This is a genomic window from Kitasatospora paranensis, from assembly GCF_039544005.1.
Taxonomy (GTDB): Bacteria; Actinomycetota; Actinomycetes; order Streptomycetales; family Streptomycetaceae; genus Kitasatospora; species Kitasatospora paranensis.
Window position 1 is genome coordinate 6,803,525 of sequence record NZ_BAABKV010000001.1, and the last position, 25,621, is coordinate 6,829,145.

The 25,621-nt window shown below is 71.0% G+C and carries 17 protein-coding genes and 1 pseudogene; 14 read left to right on the plus strand and 4 right to left on the minus strand.

Annotated elements, in window-relative coordinates; all coding sequences use genetic code 11:
* Window positions 1–80: 80 nt before the first annotated feature.
* The 7 genes from ABEB13_RS32335 to ABEB13_RS32365 all read left to right on the plus strand — a co-directional run bounded on the left by ABEB13_RS32335 (window position 81) and on the right by ABEB13_RS32365 (window position 10,847).
* Window positions 81–4,376, plus strand: coding sequence for a discoidin domain-containing protein (locus ABEB13_RS32335; RefSeq protein WP_345708313.1), 4,296 nt, complete (start codon window positions 81–83; stop codon window positions 4,374–4,376).
* A 548-nt stretch (window positions 4,377–4,924) separates the two neighbouring features.
* A complete protein-coding gene (locus ABEB13_RS32340; protein WP_345708314.1) occupies window positions 4,925–6,328 on the plus strand; it encodes an extracellular solute-binding protein in 1,404 nt (467 codons plus the stop codon).
* A 79-nt stretch (window positions 6,329–6,407) separates the two neighbouring features.
* Window positions 6,408–7,352 (plus strand): carbohydrate ABC transporter permease, encoded by a 945-nt coding sequence (locus ABEB13_RS32345; RefSeq protein WP_345708315.1) that lies wholly within the window; start codon window positions 6,408–6,410, stop codon window positions 7,350–7,352.
* 13 nt (window positions 7,353–7,365) lie between these two features.
* Complete coding sequence (locus ABEB13_RS32350; RefSeq protein ID WP_345708316.1) at window positions 7,366–8,250, plus strand: carbohydrate ABC transporter permease; 885 nt, start codon at window positions 7,366–7,368, stop codon at window positions 8,248–8,250.
* A 32-nt stretch (window positions 8,251–8,282) separates the two neighbouring features.
* Window positions 8,283–9,896, plus strand: a complete 1,614-nt coding sequence (locus ABEB13_RS32355) for a glycoside hydrolase family 13 protein (protein WP_345708317.1) — start codon at window positions 8,283–8,285, stop codon at window positions 9,894–9,896.
* Between the two features lie 34 nt (window positions 9,897–9,930).
* Window positions 9,931–10,293, plus strand: coding sequence for a DUF1304 domain-containing protein (locus tag ABEB13_RS32360; RefSeq protein WP_345708318.1), 363 nt, complete (start codon window positions 9,931–9,933; stop codon window positions 10,291–10,293).
* On the plus strand, window positions 10,290–10,847 hold the full coding sequence (locus tag ABEB13_RS32365; RefSeq protein WP_345708319.1) for a TetR/AcrR family transcriptional regulator: 558 nt from the start codon (window positions 10,290–10,292) through the stop codon (window positions 10,845–10,847). The genes ABEB13_RS32360 and ABEB13_RS32365 overlap by 4 nt, the downstream gene beginning before the upstream one ends.
* A 3-nt stretch (window positions 10,848–10,850) precedes the next feature.
* Here ABEB13_RS32365 and ABEB13_RS32370 read toward each other — a convergent pair whose 3' ends face one another.
* The gene (locus ABEB13_RS32370) at window positions 10,851–11,933 is read right to left on the minus strand and encodes a hypothetical protein (RefSeq protein WP_345708320.1); all 1,083 of its coding nucleotides are present in this window, start codon (window positions 11,931–11,933) and stop codon (window positions 10,851–10,853) included.
* 159 nt (window positions 11,934–12,092) lie between these two features.
* On the opposite strand from ABEB13_RS32370, the gene metH reads away from it, so the two are divergent.
* From metH to ABEB13_RS32385, 3 genes are all read left to right on the plus strand, one after another.
* The gene (metH, locus tag ABEB13_RS32375; protein WP_345708321.1) at window positions 12,093–15,599 is read left to right on the plus strand and encodes a methionine synthase; all 3,507 of its coding nucleotides are present in this window, start codon (window positions 12,093–12,095) and stop codon (window positions 15,597–15,599) included.
* A 138-nt stretch (window positions 15,600–15,737) separates the two neighbouring features.
* Window positions 15,738–16,439, plus strand: a complete 702-nt coding sequence (locus tag ABEB13_RS32380) for an HAD family hydrolase (RefSeq protein WP_100887545.1) — start codon at window positions 15,738–15,740, stop codon at window positions 16,437–16,439.
* 326 nt (window positions 16,440–16,765) lie between these two features.
* Window positions 16,766–18,373 carry an ABC transporter substrate-binding protein gene (locus ABEB13_RS32385; protein WP_345708322.1) on the plus strand — a complete coding sequence of 536 codons (1,608 nt, stop codon included), beginning with the start codon at window positions 16,766–16,768 and terminating at the stop codon, window positions 18,371–18,373.
* Between the two features lie 63 nt (window positions 18,374–18,436).
* Here ABEB13_RS32385 and ABEB13_RS32390 read toward each other — a convergent pair whose 3' ends face one another.
* Both ABEB13_RS32390 and ABEB13_RS32395 read right to left on the minus strand, forming a co-directional pair.
* On the minus strand, window positions 18,437–19,108 hold the full coding sequence (locus tag ABEB13_RS32390) for a response regulator (RefSeq protein ID WP_100887543.1): 672 nt from the start codon (window positions 19,106–19,108) through the stop codon (window positions 18,437–18,439).
* Window positions 19,109–20,004, minus strand: a pseudogene (locus ABEB13_RS32395) (RecB family exonuclease).
* Between the two features lie 188 nt (window positions 20,005–20,192).
* Here ABEB13_RS32395 and ABEB13_RS32400 point away from each other — a divergent pair.
* The 3 genes from ABEB13_RS32400 to ABEB13_RS32410 all read left to right on the plus strand — a co-directional run bounded on the left by ABEB13_RS32400 (window position 20,193) and on the right by ABEB13_RS32410 (window position 23,260).
* A complete protein-coding gene (locus tag ABEB13_RS32400) occupies window positions 20,193–21,389 on the plus strand; it encodes a site-2 protease family protein (protein ID WP_345708323.1) in 1,197 nt (398 codons plus the stop codon).
* Window positions 21,390–21,481: 92 nt separating this feature from the next.
* A complete protein-coding gene (locus ABEB13_RS32405) occupies window positions 21,482–22,444 on the plus strand; it encodes a tRNA (adenine-N1)-methyltransferase (RefSeq protein WP_345708324.1) in 963 nt (320 codons plus the stop codon).
* Between the two features lie 189 nt (window positions 22,445–22,633).
* Window positions 22,634–23,260, plus strand: a complete 627-nt coding sequence (locus ABEB13_RS32410) for a hypothetical protein (protein ID WP_345708325.1) — start codon at window positions 22,634–22,636, stop codon at window positions 23,258–23,260.
* A gap of 24 nt (window positions 23,261–23,284) precedes the next feature.
* On the opposite strand, the gene ABEB13_RS32415 is transcribed toward ABEB13_RS32410, so the two are convergent.
* Window positions 23,285–23,572: a ferredoxin gene (locus tag ABEB13_RS32415; RefSeq protein ID WP_345708326.1), complete on the minus strand. Its 288-nt coding sequence runs from the start codon at window positions 23,570–23,572 to the stop codon at window positions 23,285–23,287.
* Window positions 23,573–23,817: 245 nt separating this feature from the next.
* Here ABEB13_RS32415 and arc point away from each other — a divergent pair, with 245 nt between their 5' ends.
* On the plus strand, window positions 23,818–25,584 hold the full coding sequence (gene arc, locus ABEB13_RS32420; protein WP_345708327.1) for a proteasome ATPase: 1,767 nt from the start codon (window positions 23,818–23,820) through the stop codon (window positions 25,582–25,584).
* Window positions 25,585–25,621 lie beyond the last annotated feature (37 nt).

Sequence of the window (25,621 nt, forward strand, 5' to 3'; positions counted from 1 at the left end):
CACCCCTGCGGGGTGCGCGCGGCGGAGCCGGGGGACACCTCGCCGCGCACCGTCATGAACCGATGAGACAGAGGGACGTCATGAGAACCACGCGTACACTGCCGCGGCTGAGCGCCGCGACGGTCGCGACCGGGCTGTTGCTGATGGTGGTCGGGCCGGTCGTCCCGGCCCACGCCGCCGGCGGTCCGAACCTCGCGGCCGGCAGGACCGTGACCGCGAGCAGCGCCACCGGCGCCCAGGCGGTCGCGCTCGTCAACGACGGCAGCCAGGACACCTACTGGGAGTCCACCAACAACGCGCTGCCGCAGTGGGTCCAGGTCGACCTGGGCTCCGCCACCGCGATCGACCAGGTCGTGCTGAAGCTCCCGGCCGGCTGGGGCTCCCGCAACGAGACGCTCAGCCTGCAGGGCTCGACCGACGGCTCGAACTTCTCCACCATCCTGGGTTCCACGGGCTACTCGTTCGACCCGGGCTCCGGCAACACGGTCAAGCTCAACTTCGCCGCCACCAGCACGCGTTACGTGCGCGTCAACGTGACCGCCAACTCCGGCTGGCCGGCCGCCCAGGTCTCCGAGCTCGAGGTGTACGGGGCGACCAGCGCCTCCTCCAACCTCGTCCGCTCGGTCACCGCGAGCAGCGCCAACTCGCCCTACACGGCGGGCAACGCGGCCGACGGCAACGCCGGCAGCTACTGGGAGAGCGCCAACAACGCCTTCCCGCAGTGGCTCCAGGCCGACCTCGGCTCCGCGGTCCCGTTCAACAAGCTGGTCCTGAAGCTGCCCGCCGGCTGGGAGTCCCGCACCGAGACCCTGAAGGTGCAGAGCTCCACCGACGGCACGAACTTCACCGACCTGGTCGCCTCCGCCGGCTACCAGTTCGACCCGGCGACCGGGAACTCGGTCACCGTCAACGTGAGCACCGCGACCGCCCGGTACGTGCGCCTCAACTTCACCGCGAACAGCCAGTGGTCGGCCGCGCAGCTCTCCGAGTTCGAGGTCTACGGCCCCGCCACCGGCGACACCCAGGCACCCAGTGCCCCGGCCTCGCTGGCGTACACCCAGCCGGGCTCCGGCCAGATCAAGCTGACCTGGAACGCGGCGACCGACAACGTCGGCGTCACCGGCTACGACATCTACGCCAACGGCAGCCTGCTGACCAGCGTCGCCGGCAACGTGCTGACCTACACCGACAGCCAGGCGGACGGGGCCACCGTCTCGTACTACGTCAAGGCGAAGGACGCCGCGGGCAACCAGTCCACCGCGAGCAACACGGTGACCCGCACCGGTGCCACCGGTGACACCCAGGCGCCCAGTGCCCCGGCCTCGCTGGCGTACACCCAGCCGGCCTCCGGCCAGATCAAGCTGACCTGGGGCGCGTCGAGCGACAACGTCGGCGTCACCGGCTACGACGTGTACGCCAACGGATCGCTGCGGGCGAGCGTCGGCGCCGGTGTGCTGACGTACACCGACAGCCAGGCGGACACCGCCACCGTCTCGTACTACGTCAAGGCCAAGGACGCGGCCGGCAACCAGTCGGACACCAGCAACACGGTCATCCGCACCGGCCAGACCGGCGGCACCGGCACCAACCTGGCGGCGGGCAAGCCGATCACGGCCAACTCGTCGATCTACACCTTCGTGGCGGCCAACGCCAACGACAACGACACCACCACCTACTGGGAGGGCGCGGGCGGCAGCTACCCGAACACCCTCACGGTGGCGCTCGGCTCGAACGCCGACACCGGCTCGGTGGTCGTGAAGCTGAACCCGGCCTCCGCCTGGGGCGCCCGCACCCAGACCATCGAGGTGCTGGGCCGCGAGCAGAGCAGCTCGACCTTCACCAGCCTGGTGGCCGCGAAGGCGTACACCTTCGACCCGGCCTCCGGCAACACCGTCACCATCCCGGTCTCCGCCCGGGTCGCCGACGTCCAGCTGAAGATCACCAGCAACACCGGTTCCGGTGCGGGCCAGGTGGCCGAGTTCCAGGTGGTCGGCACCCCGGCGCCCAACCCGGACCTCACCGTCACCGGCACCACGGTGTCGCCCGCCAACCCGGTCGAGACCGACAACCTGACCCTCTCCACCACGGTGAAGAACCAGGGCACCGCGGCCGCCGCGGCCACCTCGGTCAACCTGTACCTGGGCTCGACCAAGGTCGGCACCGCCCAGGTGGGCGCCCTCGCGGCCGGTGCCTCCAGCACCGTGACGGCCGGCGTCCCGGCGCAGAACGCGGGCAGCTACCAGCTCTCCGCCAAGGTCGACGAGGCCAATGCGGTCATCGAGCAGGACGAGACCAACAACACCTGGACGAGCCCGTCCGCCCTGGTCGTCGCCCAGGTGGCGAGCTCCGACCTGGTGGCCTCCCCGGTGGCCTGGTCGCCGTCCAACCCGGCCGCCGGCAACGCGGTCAACTTCTCGGTGGCCATCAAGAACCAGGGCACCTCGGCGGCCGCCTCCGGCAGCCACGGCGTCACCCTGACGGTCACCGACGCGACGACCGGCAGTGTCGTGAAGACGCTGACCGGCTCGTACAGCGGCGCCATCGCCCCGGGCGCCACCACCTCCCCGGTGTCGCTGGGCAGCTGGACGGCGGTCAACGGCAAGTACACGGTGAAGACGGTCATCGCGACCGACAGCAACGAACTGCCGGTCAAGCAGGCCAACAACACCACCAACCAGTCGCTGTACATCGGCCGCGGCGCCAACATGCCGTACGACACGTACGAGGCCGAGGACGGCGTGCTGGCCGGCGGGGCGGCCGTGGTCGGCCCGAACCGGACGATCGGCGACATCGCCGGCGAGGCCTCCGGCCGCAAGGCCGTGACGCTCAACTCGACCGGCTCCTCGGTGGAGTTCACCACCAAGGCGCCGACCGACTCGCTCGTGACCCGGTTCTCCATCCCGGACTCGGCCGCGGGTGACGGCACCAGTGCCACCCTCGACGTCTACGTCGACGGCACCTTCCTCAAGGCCATCAACCTGTCGTCCAAGTACGCCTGGCTGTACGGCAGCGAGACCGCGCCCGGCAACTCGCCGAGCTCGGGCGGCCAGCGGCACATCTACGACGAGGCCAACCTCCTGCTCGGCACCAACGTGCCGGCCGGCCACAAGATCAGGCTTCAGAAGGACTCGTCCAACACCAGCCAGTACGCGATCGACTTCGTGAGCCTGGAGCAGGCCACCCAGATCGCCAACCCGGACCCGGCCAAGTACGTGGTGCCGACCGGCTTCGCGCAGGGTGACGTGCAGGCCGCTCTCGACAAGGTCCGGATGGACACCACCGGCACCCTGGTCGGCGTCTACCTGCCCCCGGGCGACTACCAGACCGCGAACAAGTTCCAGGTCTACGGCAAGGCGATCAAGATCGTCGGCGCCGGCCCGTGGTTCACCCGCTTCTACGCGCCGCAGGACCAGAGCAACACCGACGTGGGCTTCCGCGCGGACTCGACCGCCAACGGCTCGACCTTCTCCGGGTTCGCCTACTTCGGCAACTACACCTCGCGCATCGACGGCCCGGGCAAGGTGTTCGACTTCGCGAACGTCGCGAACGACACCATCGACAACATCTGGGTCGAGCACATGGTCTGCATGTACTGGGGTGCCAACACCGACAGCATGACGATCACCAACTCGCGGATCCGTGACACCTTCGCCGACGGCATCAACATGACCAACGGCTCCACGGACAACCTGGTCTCCAACAACGAGGCCCGGGCCACCGGCGACGACTCGTTCGCGCTGTTCTCCGCGATCGACGCCGGCGGCGCCGACGAGAAGAACAACGTGTTCCAGAACCTCACCGCGCTGCTGACCTGGCGCGCGGCCGGCATCGCGGTGTACGGCGGCTACGCCAACACCTTCCGCAACATCTACATCGCGGACACCCTCTGCTACTCGGGCATCACCATCTCGTCGCTGGACTTCGGCTACGCGATGAACGGCTTCGGCGCCTCGCCGACCACCGACCTGCAGAACATCTCGATCGTCCGCGGCGGCGGCCACTTCTGGGGCTCGCAGGTCTTCCCGGCGATCTGGGTCTTCTCGGCCTCCAAGGTGTTCCAGGGCATCCGGGTGAGCGACGTCGACATCACCGACCCGACGTACAGCGGCATCATGTTCCAGACCAACTACTCCGGCGGCCAGCCGCAGAACCCGGTCACGGACACCGTCTTCACCAACATCTCCATCACCGGGGCGCAGAAGAGCGGTGACGCCTTCGACGCCAAGTCCGGCTACGGAATCTGGGCCAACGAGATGCCCGAGGCGGGCCAGGGCCCGGCGGTCGGCTCGGTCACCTTCAACCACCTGACGCTGAGCAACAACTACAAGGACATCCAGAACACCACGTCCACGTTCCACATCACCGTCAACCCGTAACGATCGCGCAAACGAAGCAGGGCGGGCCCTCGGGGCTCGTCCTGCTTCGGCGTTCTCCGGGGCCGCTTGCGGTGTTCTTGACAGTCGTTGCCGGGCCGCGCGGCGGACACGGCCGGGAGTCGGTCAGGACACGGTCGGGACACGGCCCCGCGGTCGCCGAATCGGCCCAACCGCCCTGCAGGGGCCGGTTTCCAGGCCACCCCGGGTGCACCGGCCGGGCGGGCCCCGCAGCGGCCCACCAGGGGCCCGCCACGGGCCTCCGGGGTCGTTCCGCAGGCCAGCCGGGCGCCCGGGGCGTCGGCGCAGCCATGCGGGCACAGCAAGGATGAGTCGAGTTTTTGCGAAATCTCGTCGACATCTTGTGGACATCTGTCGAGACTGGTTAAGTAGTCGACACCAGCCGGCGCTGCAGCCAGAGAGGCAGTGTCCGCGACTCGGCCTCGCACGTTCCCCGCCCCCGGACGGCTCCAGGGGCGACCCCCACCGGAAATCCCACGGGCTCTCCCGCGCCCCGGCGCAGCCCACCGTGCTTGAAAGGGTCCACCCGAATGAACAGAGACCGGCTCCTCCGCAGAACCGTCGCCCTCGCCGCCGCTGCGGGTCTCGCGCTCACCGCGGCCGCCTGCTCGTCGTCCGGCAGCAGCAGCTCGGGCAACTCCGGAGACTCCGGCAAGGCGTCCGCCGGCGCCGCGCTCGACCCGAACACCAAGGTCACCATCAGCATCGACTGTCAGCCGCCGACCACCAAGCCTGCCGAGCGCAAGGAGTGGGCGGACGACATCGCGGCGTTCAACAAGCAGTACCCGAACGTCACGATCAATGCCAAGGACGCCTCGCCCTGCGAGGACCCGGCCGCTTTCACCGCCCAGCTCAAGGGCAAGACCCAGCCGGACGCCTTCTACACCTACTTCACCGACCTGAGCCAGGTCCTGGACGCCGACCAGGCCGAGGACATCTCCGCCTACGTCAACGACCAGACGGTGCCGGCCCTCAAGGACATCGACCCCTCGGTCATGGCCACCCTGAAGTCGGACGGCAAGCTGTACGGCCTGCCCACCACCAACTACAAGATGGGCCTGCTGTACAACCGCAAGCTCTTCAAGCAGGCCGGCCTCGACCCCGAGAAGCCGCCGACGACCTGGGCCGAGATCCGCGAGGACGCCAAGAAGATCGCCGCGCTCGGCAACGGCGTCAACGGCTACGGCGACTACAGCGCCACCAACCAGGGCGGCTGGCACTACACCGCCGAGCTGTACGGCCTGGGCGGCTCGATGACCACCGAGGACGGCAAGAAGGCCGCCTTCAACACGCCCGAGGGCAAGCAGGTCCTGCAGAACCTGAAGGACATGCGCTGGACCGACAACACCATGGGCGCCACCCAGAGCCTCAAGTGGCCCGACCTGATGACCCAGATGTCGACCAACAAGCTCGGCATGTACATCGGCGCCCCGGACGACATCACCTACATGGTGCAGACCCTCAAGGGCAGCTACGAGGACTACGGCATGGGCCCGATGCCCGGCCAGAAGGCGGCCCTGCTCGGCGGCGCCGACTACATGTTCAAGAAGGGTTCGACCCCGGACCAGATCAAGGCCGGCATCGCCTGGATCAACTTCAAGTACCTGACCATGGGCAAGGGCCAGTTCGACTACGCCCGCACCAAGGCCGACGGCCTCCCGGTGGGTCTGCCGCAGCCGTTCTTCTTCGGCGGCGCCACCCTGGACGCCGACAACAAGGCCAAGGCCGCCAGCGCCACCGTCCCGGTCGCCAACTACGCCCCGTACCTGGCCGTCCAGGTGCCCGGCAAGACCGAGCCCGCCAACGCCCAGCAGATCTACAAGGTCCTGGACAACGCCGTCTCCTCCGTCCTGACGGACAAGAACGCCAACGTCGACAAGCTGCTCTCGGACGCCGAGAGCCAGGTCAACCAGGTGCTGGCGAACCTCCAGTAACGGCCCGTGGGGGCCGGCCGGCGGGCCGGCCCCCACGCACGCCCGAGCCACACCGTCCGACCGACCAGGAGTACTCCCCATGGCAGCGATCAGTGTCTCCGCCCGACGGAAGACCGAGCCACCGGCGCAGGAAAACCCCTCCCAGGGCCGCGCCGCCCTCCGTCAGCGCCTCCGCAGGCATCTCACCGGCCATGGCTTCCTGCTCGGTGCCCTGCTCTGCTTCGCGTGCTTCTCGTGGTGGCCGATGGTCCGAGAAGTCATCATGAGCTTCCAGAAGACCAAGCGCGGCAAGACCACCTGGGTCGGCATGGACAACCTGGACCGCATCTTCCAGGACCCCGACTTCTGGCACGCGTGGCGCAACACCCTGCTGTTCACGGTGCTCGCCCTGGTGCTCGGCTTCGCCGTCCCGTTCGCCGTCGCCGTGCTGCTGAACGAGCTCCGCCACGCCAAGTCCTACCTGCGGGTGCTGGTCTACCTGCCGGTGATGATGCCGCCGGTGGCCTCGGTCCTGCTCTTCAAGTACTTCTACAACCCCAGCTACGGCCTGTTCAACAACGTGCTGCACGCGCTGCACCTGCCGACCTCGGCCTGGCTCAACTCGCCGGACATGGCCATGCTCTCGGTCGTCATCGCGGCCACCTGGATGAACATGGGCGGCGCCACCCTGATCTACCTCGCCGCCCTGCAGGGCATCCCCGGCGAGCTGTACGAGGCCGCCGAACTCGACGGCGCGAGCCTGCTGCGCAGGATCTGGCACGTCACCATCCCGCAGACCCGGCTGATCCTCTCGCTGCTCCTGCTCCTCCAGGTCGTGGCCACCATGCAGGTCTTCGTCGAGCCCTACCTGCTGACCGGCGGCAACGGCCCGCAGAACTCGACGCTGACCGTCGTCAACCTCATCTACCAGTACGCCTTCAGCTTCAACAACTACGGCAGCGCCTCCGCGCTCGGCCTGGTCATGCTGCTCGTACTCGCCGGCTTCTCCGCGCTGTACGTGCGCCTGAGCCGCACCACCGACTAGGACGGAGCCCGCCATGGCAGACACCTCGACCCGGACGCTGATCTCCGAGACTCAGCTGAGCCGCCCGCTCGGCAAGGCCGTGTACTGGACGGTCCTCACCCTGGTGGTGCTCGGCTTCACCCTGGTCTTCCTCGGCCCGCTGTACTGGCTGGTGACCGGCGGCCTGAAGTCCACCCAGGAGGTCATCCAGAACCCGCCGACCTTCTTCCCGTCCCACATCCACACCGACACGTACAGTGAGGCGTGGTCCAAGCTCAACATGGGGCGGCTGCTGTTCAACACGCTGTACTACGCCTTCGGGGCGCTGGCCTTCCAGCTGGTCTTCGACGTGGCGGCGGCCTACTCGCTGTCCAAGCTCCGGCCGGTGCTCGGCAACGCCATCCTCGGCATGATGCTGGCGACGCTGATGATCCCGTCGACCGTGCTGATCGTGCCGCAGTACCTCACCGTGCTGGACCTGCCGCTGCTGCACGTCAACCTGATCAACACCCCCTGGGCGATCTGGTTGCCGACCGTGGCGAACGCCTTCAACATCTTCCTGCTGAAGCGGTTCTTCGACTCCGTTCCGGAGGAGCTGATGGCGGCCGCGGCCATCGACGGCGCATCGCCGACGCGGGCTCTGTGGTCGATCGTCCTGCCGATGTCCCGGCCGATCCTGGGCGTGGTGTCCATCTTCGCCGTGGTGAACGTCTGGAAGGACTTCCTGTGGCCGATGCTGGTGCAGCCGGACCCGCGGAACCAGCCGCTCAACATCGGGATCAACTCGCTGTCGATCGGTGTCCCGCAGAACGTCGTCATCGCGGCACTGGCGATCGCCTCGCTGCCGACGATCGTGTTCTTCCTGATCTTCCAGCGCAACATCATGGCCGGCCTCACTTCCGGCGGGCTCAAGGGCTGACGGCCCACCCCTTTCCGAAAGGACTACGTACCGTGGTACAGCAGCCCGACCGCCCTGACTGGTGGCGAGACGCGGCGATCTACCAGGTCTACCCGCGCAGTTTCGCCGACGGCAACGGCGACGGCACCGGTGACCTGGCGGGAATCCGCACCCGGCTCCCGTACCTCGCCGAACTCGGCGTCGAAGCCGTCTGGTTCAACCCGTGGTATCCGTCGCCGCTCAAGGACGGCGGCTACGACGTCGCGGACTACCGCGCCATCGACCCGGTCTTCGGCTCGCTGGAGGAGGCCGAGAAGCTGATCGCCGAGGCGTCCGACCTCGGCATCCGCACCATCGTGGACATCGTGCCCAACCACGTGTCGGACCAGCACCCGTGGTTCCGGGCGGCGCTGGCGGCCGGCATCGGCAGCCCCGAGCGCGACCTCTTCCACTTCACCGAGGGCCGCGGCGAGAACGGTGAACTACCGCCCAACGACTGGCAGTCGGAGTTCGGTGGCTGCCCGTGGACGCGGATCGAGGACGGGCAGTGGTACCTGCACCTGTTCGCGACCGAGCAGCCCGACCTCAACTGGGCCCACCCGCAGGTCCGCCGGGAGCACGAGGAGATCCTGCGGTTCTGGTTCGACCGCGGCGCCGCCGGCGTCCGGATCGACTCGGCCGGCCTGCTCACCAAGGAGCCGGGCCTGCCGGACTTCGAACTCGGCGTCGACGTCCACCCGTTCGTGGACCGCGACGACCTGCACGAGATCTACCGCTCGTGGCGTGCGATCGCCGACTCCTACGAGCAGCCGCGCGTCCTGATCGGTGAGATCTGGGTGCCCGACACCGAGCGGTTCGCCCGTTACCTGCGCCCGGACGAGCTGCACACCGCGTTCAACTTCGACTTCCTGGCCCGGCCCTGGGCCGCCGCGGAGCTGCGGTCCTCGATCGACGGCACGCTCGCCGCGCACGCCCCGGTCGGTGCGCCGGCCACCTGGGTGCTGTGCAACCACGACGTGACCCGGACGGTCACCCGGTACGGCCGGGAGGACAGCCGGTTCCAGTTCGCCACCAAGGCGTTCGGCACCCCCACCGACCTCGCGCTCGGCCTGCGCCGGGCCCGTGCGGCGGCGCTGCTGTCGATGGCGCTGCCCGGTTCGCTCTACCTGTACCAGGGCGAGGAGCTCGGTCTGCCGGAGGTCGAGGACCTGCCGCTGGACCGCATGCAGGACCCGATGCACTTCCGTTCGGGCGGCACCGTCCCCGGCCGGGACGGCTGCCGGGTCCCGCTGCCCTGGTCCGGCCGGGAGACGCCGTACGGCTTCGCACCCGCGGGCGTGGAGCCGTGGCTGCCGCAGCCCGCGGACTGGGCGCCGCTGACGGTGGAGGCGCAGACCGGCGACGCGCACTCGATGCTCGAGCTGTACCGGGCGGCGCTGCGGATCCGCCGGGAGCGGATCACCGGGGAGTTCGGCTGGCTGCCGTCCGCGCCGGACGTGCTGGCCTTTCGCCGCGCGGACGGCTTCGGCTGCCTGGTCAACCTGGGCGAAGCCCCGGTGCCGCTGCCTGAGGGGGCGCGGCCGGTGCTCGCCAGTGGTCCGCTGGCGGAGGACGGCCTGCCGTCGGACACGGCCGTGTGGCTGGAGTTCCTGGACAGTCGTCTATGATTACTGGACAGTTGTCCACGAACTCGGAGTGATCATGCAAGCGGTGGCGAACGTCCTGGTCGGCCTGGTGGCCGCACTGCACGCGTACATCCTGGTCCTGGAGATGTTCCTCTGGGAGCGCTCCCCAGGGCGGTCGCTCTCCGGCTTCGACGCGGAGCTCGCCCGCACCACCGCCCCGCTCGCCGCCAACCAGGGCCTCTACAACGGGTTCCTGGCGGCCGGCCTGGTCTGGGGCCTGATCGCCGCGGACCCGGTCGGCCACGACGCCCAGGTGTTCTTCCTGTCCTGCGTGGTGGTGGCCGGGCTCTACGGCGCCGCCACCGCCAACCGGCGGATCCTCTTCGCCCAGGCGCTGCCCGGCGCCCTCGCCCTCGCCGCCGTGCTGGCCGCCGGATGACCGACCCGCGCGCCGAGCGCACCAGGGCGCGGCTGCGGGCGGCCCTGGTCGCCGAATGCCGCGAGCGGCAGCTCGCCGAGGTGAGCGTATCGGCCGTGGTCCGCCGGGCCGGGCTCGGCCGGGCCACCTTCTACCTCCACTACGAGGACCTCCAGGCGCTCGCCGTCGACGCCTGCGGCGAGGTCGTCCGGGACGCGGTGGAAGCCCTGCACGACTGGCGCGGCCCGGTCGACCCGGCGCGGCCGCCCGACGCACTCGCCGCCTTCCTCGCGGCGGCAGCCGAGCACGCCGCGCTCTACCGCACCCTGCTCACGCCCGGCGGCGGCGGACCACTCGGCGACCTGATGCACCGTCAACTGCGCGAGCGCAGCCGGACGGAGCGCCTGCGGGCCGGCGCGCCGCACCCGGACACGGTGGCCTCCGCGGTCGCCGCCGCCTTCACCGGGCTGCTGGCCGACTGGCTGCACGGTCTCATCGACGCCGACCCGGCCACCCTGGCGGCCCGCGCCTGGCGGCTGCTGGTCGCCCTCCACCGGGTCCCGCTGGACGGCTGAGCGTCAGGCGCACCAGCCGCCGCGGTACGCCGCCCAGTCGGCGGGCGTGGCGGTGTAGTCCACGTACAGGGCGAGGCCGAACGCCTGCCGGTCGCGGCCCCCGAGCGCGAGCCGGGCGCCGCGCACCGCCGCCGCCACCGTCTCGGCCGAGCCGCGGTGGGAGAAGGTGTCCTCCCGGTAGGCGGGCAGGCCGATCAGCAGGTCCACGCCGGCCGGCGTGGCGGCCAGCGCCAGCCCGGTCTGCTGCGCGACGTACCCGCCGTACAGCGCCTCGACGGGCATCGCGGTGTCGTACGTCATCACGGCGATCTGCTCGACCCGGGCGGCGACCCGGCCGAAGTACGCCTGCGACCACCACTTGCCGTGGCCGGCGGCGACGACGCCCACCCGGTGCAGGCCGGGCAGCGGGTCGATCTGCGGGGCGGCGACCGAGAGCGGCACCCCGGCGGCGGCGGTCACCGCGTGCACCCCGTCGAGCAGCGCGAGGAACCCCGCGGAGCCGGACCGGACGGGTTCGAGGTCCAGGTGCACGCCGTCGAAGCCCAGCGCGAGGGTCTGCCGGGCCGAGCCAGCCACGCGCTCCCGGACGTCCGCGCGGTCCAGGTCGAGTGCGTCCTTCTCCGGTTCGACCTCGTCGCCGAGCCAGGCCTGCACCCGTATGCCGGGCAGCCGCCGGTGGACGTCCGCGACGAACCGGGCGGCCCGCGGGGCGAGGCCGGCCCGCAGCGAGCCGTCGTGCTCCAGCGGCCCGGTGTGCACGTACAGGTCGTGGACGCCGGTGCCGTCGAGGCGGGCGGCCAGGGCCGTCAGGTCGGCCTCGCCCCTGCGGCCGTCCACCCAGGCGTGGCCGAGCCAGACGGCGTCCCGCCCCCTCGTCCGGGCCTCGGCGGACGGGTCCCCGGCGTACTCCAGGCGCAGGGCGGCGGCGCAGCCGGCCACCGCCAGCAGGGCCGCCACCACGGCTGCCGCCAGGACGGCGGCGGCGGCCCGCACCGCGGGCCGCCGAACGGGCAGGCCGCGCCACCGGCCCCGCAGGCCGCGCCACCGGGCCCGCAGGCCGGCGGCACCGATCCGGCGAAAGCGCACCCCGACACCCCTCCCGTCGCCTCCGTTCAGGTGGAGAAGACGCCCAGGATGCGGAACGGGTTCCGTACCCGGACGGGTGTCCGGATACCCTGGCGAGGTGCCTCCCCTGTCCGGATGGGGACGCATAGCCGACAGCCGTCGCACCCAGGGAGTAGCCCCATGGCCACAGCCGTCCCCTCGTCCACATCGCAAGACCGCGCGAACGCCCTGCGCGAGGCCCTCGCCTCCCGGGTGGTGGTGGCGGACGGTGCGATGGGCACGATGCTCCAGGCGCAGGACCCGTCGATGGAGGACTTCCAGCAGCTGGAGGGCTGCAACGAGGTGCTGAACGTGACGCGGCCGGACATCGTCCGGTCGGTGCACGAGGCGTACTTCGCGGTGGGCGTGGACTGCGTGGAGACGAACACCTTCGGTGCGAACCACGCGGCGCTGGGGGAGTACGACATCCCGGAGCGGGTGTTCGAGCTGTCGGAGGCGGGCGCGCGGATCGCCCGCGAGGTCGCGGACGCGTTCACGGCCGGCGACGGCCGCACCCGCTGGGTGCTGGGCTCGATCGGCCCGGGCACCAAGCTCCCGACGCTGGGCCACGCCCCCTTCGAGCTGCTCCGGGACGGGTTCGAGCGCAATGCGGCGGGCCTGATCGCGGGCGGTGCGGACGCGCTGCTGATCGAGACCAGCCAGGACCTGCTGCAGACCAAGGCCGCGGTGCTGGGCGTGAAGCGGGCGCTGGCGGAGGCCGGGCTCGACCTGCCACTGCTCGTCCAGGTGACCGTCGAGACGACCGGCACCATGCTGCTCGGCTCGGAGATCGGCGCGGCGCTGACCGCGCTGGAGCCGCTGGGCATCGACTACATCGGCCTGAACTGCGCCACCGGCCCGGAGCAGTACAGCGAGCACCTGCGGTACCTGGCGAAGAACGCCAAGGTGGGGCTCTCCTGCATGCCGAACGCCGGCCTGCCCGTCCTCGGCAAGGACGGCGCGCACTATCCGCTCTCGCCGGCGGAGCTGGCGGACGCGCACGAGACGTTCGTGACGGAGTACGGGCTGTCGCTGGTGGGCGGCTGCTGCGGGACGACGCCGGAGCACCTGCGGCATGTGGTGGAGCGGGTGCAGGGCCGTCCGGTGACGGTGCGCGACCCGCGGCCGGAGTCGGCGGCGGCGTCGCTGTACCAGTCGGTGCCGTTCCGGCAGGACCTGTCGTACCTGGCGATCGGTGAGCGGACGAACGCGAACGGGTCGAAGAAGTTCCGCGAGGCGATGCTCGCCGAGGACTGGCAGGCCTGCGTGGAGATCGCGCGGGAGCAGATCCGCGAGGGCGCGCACCTGCTGGACCTCTGCGTGGACTACGTCGGCCGGGACGGTGTGACGGACATGCGGGAGGTGGCGGGGCGGCTGGCGACGGCCTCGACGCTGCCGATCGTGCTGGACTCCACCGAGCCGGAGGTGCTGCGCGCGGGTCTGGAGCTGCTGGGCGGCCGTGCGGTGCTGAACTCGGTGAACTACGAGGACGGCGACGGCCCCGAGACCCGGTTCGGGCGGATCGCGTCGCTGGCGCGCGAGCACGGTGCCGGCCTGATCGCGCTGACCATCGACGAGGAGGGCCAGGCGCGCACCGCGGACAAGAAGGTCGCGATCGCGGAGCGGCTGATCGGTCAGCTGACCGGCGAGTACGGCGTCGACGAGGGCTCGATCCTGGTGGACTGCCTGGCGTTCACGCTGGGCACGGGACAGGAGGAGTCCCGCCGGGACGGCATCGAGACGATCGAGGCGATCCGCGAGCTGAAGCGCCGCCACCCGGCGGTGCAGACCACGCTCGGCCTGTCCAACATCTCCTTCGGCCTCAGCCCGGCGGCCCGGGTGGTCATCAACTCGGTCTTCCTCCACGAGTGCGTGGAGGCCGGCCTGGACTCGGCGATCGTGCACGCGGCGAAGATCGTGCCGATCGCGCGCATCCCCGAGGAGCAGCGCGAGGTGGCGCTGGACCTGGTCTACGACCGGCGCACGGAGGACTACGACCCGCTGCAGAAGCTGCTGCAGCTGTTCGAGGGTGTCACCGCGTCGTCCACCCGTGCCTCGAAGGCGGAGGAGCTGGCGGCGCTGCCGCTGGAGGAGCGGCTGCAGCGGCGGATCATCGACGGCGAGCGCAACGGCCTGGAGGCGGACCTGGACGAGGCGCTGACGTCCCGTCCGGCGCTGGAGATCGTCAACAGCACGCTGCTGGCCGGGATGAAGGTGGTCGGCGAGCTGTTCGGCTCCGGCCAGATGCAGCTGCCGTTCGTGCTGCAGTCCGCCGAGGTGATGAAGACCGCGGTGGCGCACCTGGAGCCGCACATGGAGAAGTCCGACGACGAGGGCAAGGGCACGATCGTGCTGGCCACCGTCAAGGGCGACGTCCACGACATCGGCAAGAACCTGGTCGACATCATCCTGTCCAACAACGGCTACACCGTCGTCAACCTCGGCATCAAGCAGCCGGTGTCGGCGATCCTGGACGCCGCGCAGGAGCACAAGGCCGACGTGATCGGCATGTCCGGCCTCCTGGTGAAGTCCACGGTGATCATGAAGGAGAACCTGGAGGAGCTGAACCAGCGCGGCCTGGCGGCGGACTTCCCGGTGATCCTCGGCGGCGCCGCCCTCACCCGGGCCTACGTCGAGCAGGACCTCCACGCGATCTACCAGGGCGAGGTCCGCTACGCCCGGGACGCCTTCGAGGGCCTGAAGCTGATGGACGCGCTGGTCGCCGTCAAGCGCGGCGTCCCCGGCGCCGCCCTGCCCGAGCTGCGGCAGCGCCGCCACGCCCGGGTCGAGGTGCAGGAGCCCGAGGAGGTCGACCTCGGCCAGGTCCGCTCCGACGTGTCCGTCGACAACCGGGTGCCGACCCCGCCGTTCTGGGGCGACCGGATCGTCAAGGGCATCCCGTTCGCGGACTACTCCTCCTGGCTGGACGAGGACGCGCTGTTCAAGGGTCAGTGGGGCCTGAAGGCCTCGCGCAGCGGGGACGGCCCGTCGTACGAGGAGCTGGTGGAGACCGAGGGCCGGCCGCGGCTGCGGATGTGGCTGGACCGCCTGCAGACCGAGGGCTGGCTGGAGCCGGCCGTGATCTACGGCTACTACCCGGCCAACTCCAAGGGCGACGACCTCGTCGTCTTCAACGACGACGGCTCCGAGCGCACCCGGTTCACCTTCCCGCGGCAGCGCCGGGGGCGCCGGCTCTGCCTGGCGGACTTCTTCCGCCCGGAGGAGTCCGGCGAGCGCGACGTGGTGGCCCTGCAGGTCGTCACCATGGGCAACCGGATCTCCGAGGCCGCGAACGAGCTGTTCGCCGCGAACGCCTACCGCGACTACCTGGAGCTGCACGGCCTGTCCGTCCAACTGGCCGAGGCGCTGGCCGAGTTCTGGCACGCCCGGGTCCGCTTCGAGCTGGGCTTCGGCGACGAGGACCCGCAGGACGTCCGCGACATGTTCGCCCTCAAGTACCGCGGTGCGCGCTTCTCGCTCGGCTACGGCGCCTGCCCGGAGCTGGAGGACCGCGCCAAGATCGCCGAGCTGCTGAAGCCCGAGCGGATCGGCGTGGTGCTCTCCGAGGAGTACCAGCTCCACCCGGAGCAGTCCACCGACGCCATCGTGATCCACCACCCCGAGGCGAAGTACTTCAACGCGAGGTAACCCGTCCGCTGCGCTCCGTTCGGCAGGATCCGGCGGGGCGGGCGTATTCTTGATGATCCTGAACGGGCCGGTCCGCTCACCAGCGGGCCGGCCTGTGCCATCCCCGGACATGTCCGGCCACCAGGCGAAAGGACAGCCATGACGACCATCTCGACCCCCACCACGAGTCTCGAAGGCACCGGCGGAGGCCTCCAGGCCGTTCTGCTCGACATGGACGGCACGCTGGTCGACACCGAGGACTTCTGGTGGCAGGCCGAGCGGTCGCTCTTCGCGGAGTTCGGCCACGTCCTGGACGAGGCCGACCGGGCGCACGTGGTCGGCGGGCCGATGACCAGGGTGATCGACTACCTGCTCGCCCGCACCGATGTCCCGCTCGCCCCCGCGGAGCTGACCGTTCTGATCAACCAGCGGTTCGTCGACCTGCTGGCCGACGGGGTGCCGCTGATGCCGGGGGCCGAGCGGCTGCTCAACACCCTCGACGCGCACGGCGTCCCGGCCGCGCTGGTCTCCGCCTCGCACCGGCACATCATCGACATCGTGCTGCGCAGCCTCGGTGCCGAGCACTTCGCGTTCTCGGTGGCCGGCGACGAGGTGCCGCGGACCAAGCCGCACCCCGACCCCTACCTCGCGGCCGCCGCCCGGCTCGGCGCCGACCCGGCGCGCTGCGTGGTGATCGAGGACGCGCCGACCGGTGTGCGGGCCGCGGAGGCGGCCGGCTGCCCGGTGATCGCGGTGCCGTCGGTGGCGCCGATCGAGCCCGCCCCCGGCCGTACCGTGCTGCCCTCGCTGGAGCTCGTCGACCTGGAGCTGCTGCGCTCGGTGGTGGCGGCACGGGTGTGACGCGGTGTGAGATCGGTCTCTCTTCCGGCACGGGATGTTTCCGGACAGCAGTGTGGTCGTAACGGTCCGTACGGGACGCGAGCGACAAAGCGGACAACGGCTGACAGATCGTCGGGTTGCGGGGCCCGCTCCGCCGGTCCGCCCGCGGCGGGCCTCCGTCCGGCCAGCGGAGCGGGGCGTCCGCTCGTGACAGGCTTCTCCGGTAAGTCCCCGAAACGGGGTCGAACGGACCGTCCGCAGCGGCGTGCACCACCCGTGCCCAGCCGAACGGCGGCCCACCGGCGCCCTCCCACAGGCCTGCCGTACGGAGAAGGAACCCATCCCGCATGTCTTCTGCCAACCGCCTGGCCGCGCTCGGCTGCGCCGCCGTCGTGGCCACCACGGCCGCCGGCTGCGCCTCCGCTACCAAGGTCGTCACGGGCGGGGACTCGCCCTCCACGCTCACCATGGGCACGGTCAACGTGACCAGCGTGCTGGACCCGGCCGGCGCGTACGACGCGGGGTCCTGGCTGGTGCTGAACAACACCTTCCAGTCGCTGCTGAGCTTCCCGCCCGGTGCCAGCGTCCCGCAGCCCGACGCCGCGCAGTCCTGCGGCTTCACCGGCACCGACGCCAAGACCTACGAGTGCACGCTGCGCAGCGGCCTGAAGTTCTCCAACGGTCACGCGATGACCGCGCAGGACGTGGTCTTCTCGATCGACCGCATGCTGAAGATCAACGACCCGAGCGGCCCTGCGTCGCTGCTGTCGACGATCAAGTCGGTGCAGGCCAAGAGCGACTCCCAGGTGGTCTTCCGCCTCAACGCCCCGGACGCGGTGCTCCCGGCCAAGCTGGCCTCGGCGGCCGGCTCGATCGTCGACCACACCGTCTTCCCGGCGGACGGCCTGCTCGCCAACGACAAGCTGGTCGGCTCCGGTCCGTACAAGATCGACAGCATCGCGGAGATGGACGGCGGGAACGGCACCCCGGGCAAGATCAGCCTGTCGGCCAACTCGCAGTACACCGGTGACGCGAAGCCGCAGACCAACAAGGTCGACATCCGGTACTTCAACACCCCGGACGAGCTGAAGAGCGCGCTGGAGGGCGGCCAGGTCGACCTCGCCGACAACAGCCTCGAACCCACCGCCGCCGCCAAGATCAAGGACGACCAGCTGTCCGGCAAGGGCGACCTCAAGGTCGCCGAGGGCGAGAGCGCCGAGACCCGCTACCTGGTGTTCAACACCAAGGACGCGGTCACCGGCAACCCCGCCGTCCGCCAGGCGATCGCCCAGCTGATCGACCGCAAGACGCTGGCCCGCTCGGTGTACGCCGGCACCGTCCAGCCGCTGTACTCGCTGGTGCCGGTCGGCATCACCGGCCACAACACCGCGTTCGCCGACCGCTACGGCGACCCGGACGTGGCGAAGGCGAAGAAGCTCCTCGGCAACGCCAAGGTGCAGACCCCGGTCAAGCTGACCCTGACCTGGTCCCGGGCGCGCGCCGGTGCGGCCGAGATGAACGAGTTCAAGAAGGAGCTCGACGCCAGCGGCCTGTTCGACGTCACGGTCAAGCAGGAGCCCGACTGGAAGAAGTACCAGGCGGGCTGGAAGGCCGGCAGCTACCAGGCCTACACCGTCGGCTGGACCCCGGACTACGCCGACCCGGACGACTTCGTCAGCCCGATCGTGGTCGACGGCGGCGCCTTCCACAACAGCTGGGACGACCCGCGGATCAGCGGCAAGCTGGTGCCGGACAGCATCAAGCTGACCGACCGCTCGGCCGGTGGCGCCTACGCGCAGATCCAGAACCTGGTCGCGGAGGCCGCGCCGGTGATCCCGATCTTCCAGGCGAAGTCGTTCTACGCCTCGCGCAACGACATCACGGGCGTCGAGTCCACCGTCGACACCACCGGCGTCGTCCGCCTGTGGGCGATCGGCCGCGCCGCCAAGAACTGACCGTACGCCGACGGCCCGTCCCCCGCTCAGCGGTGGGGGGACGGGCCGTCGGCGTGTCCGGGGTCAGAGCGCGCCGGGGCGGACCAGACCGGACTCGTACGCGTACACGGCGGCCTGCACCCGGTCGCGCAGCTGGAGCTTGGTCAGTACGTGGCCGACGTGGGTCTTCACCGTCGTCTCGCTGACGAACAGCTCCGCGGCGATCTCCGCGTTCGACAGCCCGCGGGCGACCAGCCGCAGCACCTCCAGCTCGCGCTCGGTCAGCGCCCCCAGCGCCTGCGGCGGGGCCTCGTCGCCGGACGGCAGCTTGGTGGCGTACATGTCCAGCAGCCGGCGCGTCACCGACGGCGCGAGCATCGCCGCGCCGTCCGCGACCACCCGGATCGCCTGCACCAGCTCCTCGGCGGGCACGTCCTTGAGCAGGAAGCCGCTGGCCCCGGCGCGCAGCGCCTCGACCACGTACTCGTCCAGGTCGAACGTGGTCAGTACCAGCACCTTCGCCGGACCGTCCCGGCCGGGGCCCGCGATCCGCCGGGTCGCCTCCACCCCGTCCATCCGCGGCATCCGGATGTCCATCAGCACCACGTCCGGCTGGAGCGCCCGGACCTGCTCCAGCGCCTGCTGACCGTCGCCCGCCTCGCCGACCACCACCAGGTCGGACTCGGCCTCCAGGATCATCCGGAAACCGGTGCGCAGGAGCGGCTGGTCGTCCACCAGCAGCACTCGGATCGTCACCTACGACTCCTTGCTCAGCATGGGATCCCCCGCGGGATCGTCCTCGGACCGTCTCGCCGACGGCAGCGGGTACGGCGGGGGAGTGCCGCCGAACTCCGGGCAGCTCGCCCGGTGGTCGCACCAGTCGCAGAGCCGGTTGCGGGTCGCCGGGAAGTCGCCCGTCTCCACCGCCCGCGAGATCGTCTCCCACAGCGCCAGGAGCTTGCGCTCCACGGCCAGCAGATCCGCCTCGTCCGGGTCGTACGTGACCACGTCGCCGCCGCCGCCCAGGTACACCAGTTGCAGGCGCCTGGGGATCACGCCCTTCCAGCGCCACACCACCAGGGCGTAGAACTTCATCTGGAACATGGCCTTGCCCTCGAAGTCCCGCGAGGGCGCCCGGCCGGTCTTGTAGTCCACCAGCCGGACGTCGCCGCTCGGCGCGACGTCCACCCGGTCGATGTAGCCGCGCAGCAGCAGGCCCGACTCCAGCGACGTCTCGACGTACAGCTCGCGCTCCGCCGGGTGCAGCCTGGTCGGGTCCTCCAGCCGGAACCACCGGTCCACCAGTTTCTCTGCGTCGCCCAGCCAGCCGGCCAGCGCCGCGCCCCGGGGTCGTCCGGGAACAGCTCCGCGAGCTCGGGCCGCTCGCCCAGCAGCCGCTCCCACTGCGGGCGCAGCAGCGACCGGGCGAGCTCCGCCGTGCGCTCCGTCGGCGGGTGGTCGAACAACCGCTCCAGCACCGCGTGCACCACGGTGCCCCGGGTCGCCGCCGGGCTCGGCGGCTCCGGCAGCCGGTCGATCACCCGCAGCCGGTAGAGCAGCGGGCAGGTCATGAAGTCCCCCGCCCGCGACGGCGACAGGCCGGTCGGCGCGGCGGCCCGCCGGGGCGCCGGCACGGTCTCGTTCTGGTGCATGCCCTCGACCCTATTGCCCGCCGCTCACATCTCGCTGCCGGGCCGCTCACAAACCCGCCGCGCGGGTATGACTCCTGTGCGGGACCACGGTACGAGGGGCGCGCGGGGATTCCCCGCGGAGATCACGTAGCGTGGGCCGCACCCGCCCGGGCCGGACGGCAGGGGCGGACCACGGCGAAGGGGCAGCGGTGACCGACACCAGGGGGCAGCAGACCTCCGAGCAGCCGTCGACGGGAGGGCCGCAGGACGGTGACCCGCGCGGCGGCATCCTGGTCGGCCGGCCGTTCGGCGTGCCGATCTACGTCACCCCGTCCTGGTTCGTCATCGCGGCCCTGATCACCTGGATCTTCGGCGGCCGGCTCTCCGACGTGCTGCCCGACCTCGGGGCCTCCCGGTACCTGGTGTCGTTCTCGTTCGCGGTGGCCTTCTACGCCTCGGTGCTGGTGCACGAACTGGCCCACACCGTGGTCGCCCTGCGGTACAAGCTCCCGGTGCGCCGCATCCAGCTGCACTTCTTCGGCGGCGTCTCGGAGATCGAGCGGGAGGCCTCGACCCCGGCGCGGGAGTTCTGGCTCGCCTTCGTCGGACCGCTGCTGTCGCTGCTGCTCGGCGGTGTCTTCTACCTGGCCCTGGACGGCGTCGAGTCCGACACCGTGCCCGGCGTCCTGCTGGCCGGGCTGATGGTCAGCAACCTGGTCGTCGCCGCCTTCAACCTGCTGCCCGGCCTGCCGCTGGACGGCGGCCGGATGCTGCGGGCCGTCGTCTGGGCGGTCACCGGCCGTCCGATGGCCGGCACCGTCGCCGCGGCCTGGGTCGGCCGCGGGCTGGCCCTCGTCGTGCTCTTCGGCCTGCCGCTGTTCAGCGCCGCGCAGAACCCCGGGCAGTCCACCGGCGACAGCCTGATCGACGGTGTCCTCGCCGCCGTGCTGGCCGTGATCATCTGGAACGGGGCGACCGCCAGCGTCCGCAACGCCCGGCTGCGCGAGGTACTGCCCGGCATCACGGTGAAGGAGCTGGCCCGCCGCTCGATCGAGGTGCCCTCCGACACCCCGCTCGGCGAGGCCCTGCGCCGCGCCCGCGAGGCGCAGGCCGGCGCGATCGTCGTGGTCGACGGCCGCGGCGACCCGATCGGCCTGGTCAAGGAGGCCGCCGTCTCCGCGGTGCCCGAGCACCGCCGCCCCTGGGTCGCGGTCGGCGCCGCCGCCCGCGACCTGGAGCCCGGGCTGCGCCTGGACGTGGCCCTGGCCGGCGAGGACCTGCTGAACGCGCTGCGCCGCACGCCGTCCAGCGAGTACCTGATCGTCCGCCCGGACGGCACCTCGTACGGGGTGCTGGCCCTCGCGGACCTGGAGCGCCGGCTCAGCTCGGCGCTCGGCAGGCGCTGATCCCGGCCGCCCGGCGCCGCCGCCCACCGCCCCCGGGCGGGCGGCGGGGCCGGCTGGTCGGGGAGGGCCGCTGTTCCCTTAGGATTGTCGGCATGTCCGAACCGACCGGTGCCACCCGCCGACGCGGGCCCTTCCAGGTCGGGGACCAGGTCCAGCTGACCGACCCCAAGGGCCGCCACTACACGTTCACGCTCCAGGCCGGGAACCAGTTCCACACCCACAAGGGTGCGTTCCCGCACGACGAGCTGATCGGCGCCCCCGAGGGCACGGTCGTACGCACCACGGGCAACGTCCCGTACCTCGCGCTGCGCCCCCTGCTCCCCGACTACGTCCTGTCCATGCCCCGCGGCGCAGCCGTGATCTACCCGAAGGACGCCGGCCAGATCCTGGCCATGGCGGACATCTTCGCGGGCGCCCGCGTGGTCGAGGCCGGCGTCGGCTCCGGCGCGCTCTCCACCTACCTGCTGCGAGCCGTCGGCGACACCGGCATGCTGGCCTCGTACGAGCGCCGCGAGGACTTCGCCGAGATCGCCAAGGGCAACGTCGAGCGCTACTTCGGCGGCCCGCACCCGGCGTGGAAGCTCACCATCGGCGACCTCCAGGACAACCTGGTGGAGGCCGACGTCGACCGCGTCATCCTCGACATGCTCGCCCCCTGGGAGTGCCTGGACGTCGCCTCCAAGGCGCTCGTCCCCGGTGGTCTGATCTGCTGCTACGTGGCGACCACCACCCAGATGTCGAAGACCGTCGAGGCGCTGCGCGACCACGGCACCTTCACCGAGCCGCAGGCCTGGGAGACCATGGTCCGCACCTGGCACCTGGAGGGCCTGGCCGTCCGCCCGGACCACCGGATGATCGGCCACACCGGCTTCCTGCTCACCGCCCGGCGCCTCGCCGACGGTGTCGAGCCGCCGCTGCGCCGTCGCCGTCCGGCCAAGGGCGCCTACGGCGAGGAGTACGACAACGGGGCCCCCGAGCCCTCGCTGGCCGAGCGGGCCGCGGCCCGCCGGGCCTCGCGCGAGTCGGCCGCGGCCGACGGCGTCGACCTGCCCTGACACCGCGACAGCAGCACCGCCGAGGGGCGGCGCACCGGACGACGAACCGGCGTGCCGCCCCTCTGTGCTGCCTGCCGGTTTTCCGTCCGACCCGGTGGGTCCGGGCCGTCCGGCCTGTGGGACGATGCTCGCTCACGACACCCGCCGCGCCTGCCGCGGCGGCCCCGGAACCGTGGAGGGGACTGCCTGGTGGATGCTGCGAGCGACACCCCCGTGCTGGTCGGCGCCGAGGGCGCGAAGGCCGCGGAGGCCGGGGCGAAAGCCCCGGCGCACGCCCGAGGCGGGCTCCGGCACTGGGCGCTGGTCGCCGCAGGCTGTGCCGCGGTGGTCGGCGGCGCGATAGCCGCCGATCCGGCCGAGGGCAGCCCGACGCCGGTCCACCCCACCGCGAAGGCCGCGCCGCCGGCCGCCGCGCCCGATCCGGCGAAGGCCGAACTTCCCCTTGACTGCGGACCGTTCCCGGTCTCCGTCGCCCTGAAGGTGACCGCCGACCTGGGTGACGGCACCCCGGCCACGATCGTCGCCGCGCACTGCGCCGCGGACAACGGCACGCCGCCGGACGGCGTCTTCGTGCTGACCGCCGGCCTGGGCGGCCGCCCGGTGGTGGCGGCGACCCTGCTGGACCCGCTCAAGGACAACCTGACCGTCACGGTGCTGACGGTGCGCAGCGACGGCACGGTGCACGGCCTCGCCCGCGGCTACTCCTCGGTGGACGTGCCGCGCTGCTGCCCCGACCGCTCGCTGGAACTGAACTGGAGCCGGCGCGGCGACCGCTGGGTGCGGGCCGAGAGCGCGGCGCCCGCGATCCGGGCCTGAGCCCCGCTCAGGCCCGTCGGGGGCTCACTCCGCGTCGGGTCCGTAGACCTCGACCCGGTCGCGGACGCGGCGCACGTGGATGCAGTCGCCCGGGCACTCCTTGGCGGAGTCCACCACGTCCTGAAGCAGCGTCAGCGGCACCGGCGCGGTCTCGCCCGGCTGCTGGCGCAGCTCGTCGTCGTCGCCCTTCACGTACGCCAGGCCGTCGATGTCCAGCTCGAAGACCTCGGGCGCGTACTGCACACAGATGCCGTCACCGGTGCACAGATCCTGGTCGATCCAGACCTCAAGCTCTTCGCCGGTCGCCGCCATGTCTCCTGCCGTTTCTGTCCCGGAACGCCCCGCTTTGCGTGGCATTTCCGCCCTCGATCCTGGGTCGACCTTACCCCTGGTCTGCTTTGAACCGATGAGCGGTGGGCACATCCACTACCAGAGGGGAAGCAACGCAAGGGCGAAGATCGGACACGCCCGATCCATCTTTCTGATCTAGGGGTTTACAGACCCCTGGGTCCAGGTAGGTTTGGGTCGTCCAGCTCCCCCAGGAGGAGGTGAGGACCGTGGCAGCCCACGATGACGACTACAACCGCAGCGCCGGCCGGCCCGCTCGTGGTTCCGACGAGGCCGCGCAGGTCTCGTACCTCGAGCAGGAGATCGCCGTTCTGCGTCGCAAGCTCGCCGAGTCGCCGCGCAACTCGAGAATCCTCGAAGAGCGCGTCGTCGAGCTCCAGACCAACCTGGCCGGTGTGACCGCCCAGAACGAGCGGCTCGCAAGCACCCTCCGCGAGGCCCGCGACCAGATCGTGGCCCTCAAGGAGGAGGTCGACCGCCTGGCCCAGCCTCCGGCCGGATTCGGCACCTTCCTCACCGCCAACGAGGACGGCACCGCCGACATCTTCACCGGCGGCCGCAAGCTGCGCGTGAACGTCAGCCCCGGCGTCGAGCTGGAGGAACTGCGCCGCGGGCAGGAGGTCATGCTCAACGAGGCACTCAACATCGTGGACGCGATGGCCTTCGAGAGCATCGGCGACATCGTCACCCTCAAGGAGGTCCTCGAGGACGGCGAGCGTGCGCTGGTGATCGGCCACACGGACGAGGAGCGCGTCGTCCGGCTCGCCGAGCCGCTGCGCGAGCTGACCCTCCGCAGCGGGGACGCCCTCCTGCTGGAGCCCCGCTCCGGCTACGTCTACGAGGTCGTGCCGAAGTCCGAGGTCGAGGAGCTGGTCCTCGAGGAGGTCCCGGACATCGACTACCGGCAGATCGGCGGCCTCGCCGGCCAGATCGAGCAGATCCGCGACGCGGTCGAGCTGCCCTACCTGCACGCCGACCTCTTCAAGGAGTACGAGCTCCGCCCGCCCAAGGGCGTCCTGCTCTACGGCCCTCCCGGCTGCGGCAAGACGCTGATCGCCAAGGCGGTCGCGAACTCGCTGGCCAAGAAGGTCGCCGAGGTCACCGGCCGGCCCCAGGGCAAGAGCTACTTCCTCAACATCAAGGGCCCCGAGCTCCTGAACAAGTACGTCGGCGAGACCGAGCGGCAGATCCGCCTGGTCTTCCAGCGGGCCCGTGAGAAGGCCAGCGAGGGCACGCCCGTCATCGTCTTCTTCGACGAGATGGAGTCGCTCTTCCGCACCCGTGGCTCGGGTGTCAGCTCGGACGTGGAGAACACCATCGTCCCGCAGCTGCTCGCCGAGATCGACGGCGTGGAGGGCCTGGAGAACGTCATCGTCATCGGCGCCTCCAACCGCGAGGACATGATCGACCCGGCGATCCTGCGGCCCGGCCGCCTGGACGTCAAGATCAAGATCGAGCGGCCGGACGCCGAGGCGGCCAAGGACATCTTCTCCAAGTACCTCAAGGAGTCGCTGCCTTTCCACCCGGACGACGTCAAGGAGCACGACGGATCCCTGCCGGCCACGGTCGACGCCATGATCCAGTCGGTGGTCGAGCGGATGTACTCGGAGACCGAGGACAACCGCTTCCTGGAGGTCACGTACGCCAACGGCGACAAGGAGGTCCTGTACTTCAAGGACTTCAACTCCGGCGCCATGATCCAGAACATCGTCGACCGTGCCAAGAAGATGGCCATCAAGGACTTCCTCGACCACGGCCAGCGCGGCCTGCGCGTCTCCCACCTGCTCGCGGCCTGCGTCGACGAGTTCAAGGAGAACGAGGACCTGCCCAACACCACCAACCCGGACGACTGGGCCCGGATCTCGGGCAAGAAGGGCGAGCGGATCGTCTTCATCCGCACGCTGGTCACCGGCAAGCAGGGCGCCGAGTCCGGCCGCTCCATCGACACCGTCGCCAACACGGGGCAGTACCTGTAGGACGCCGTACCCTCCGTCCGGCTGCGGTGCCCACCCG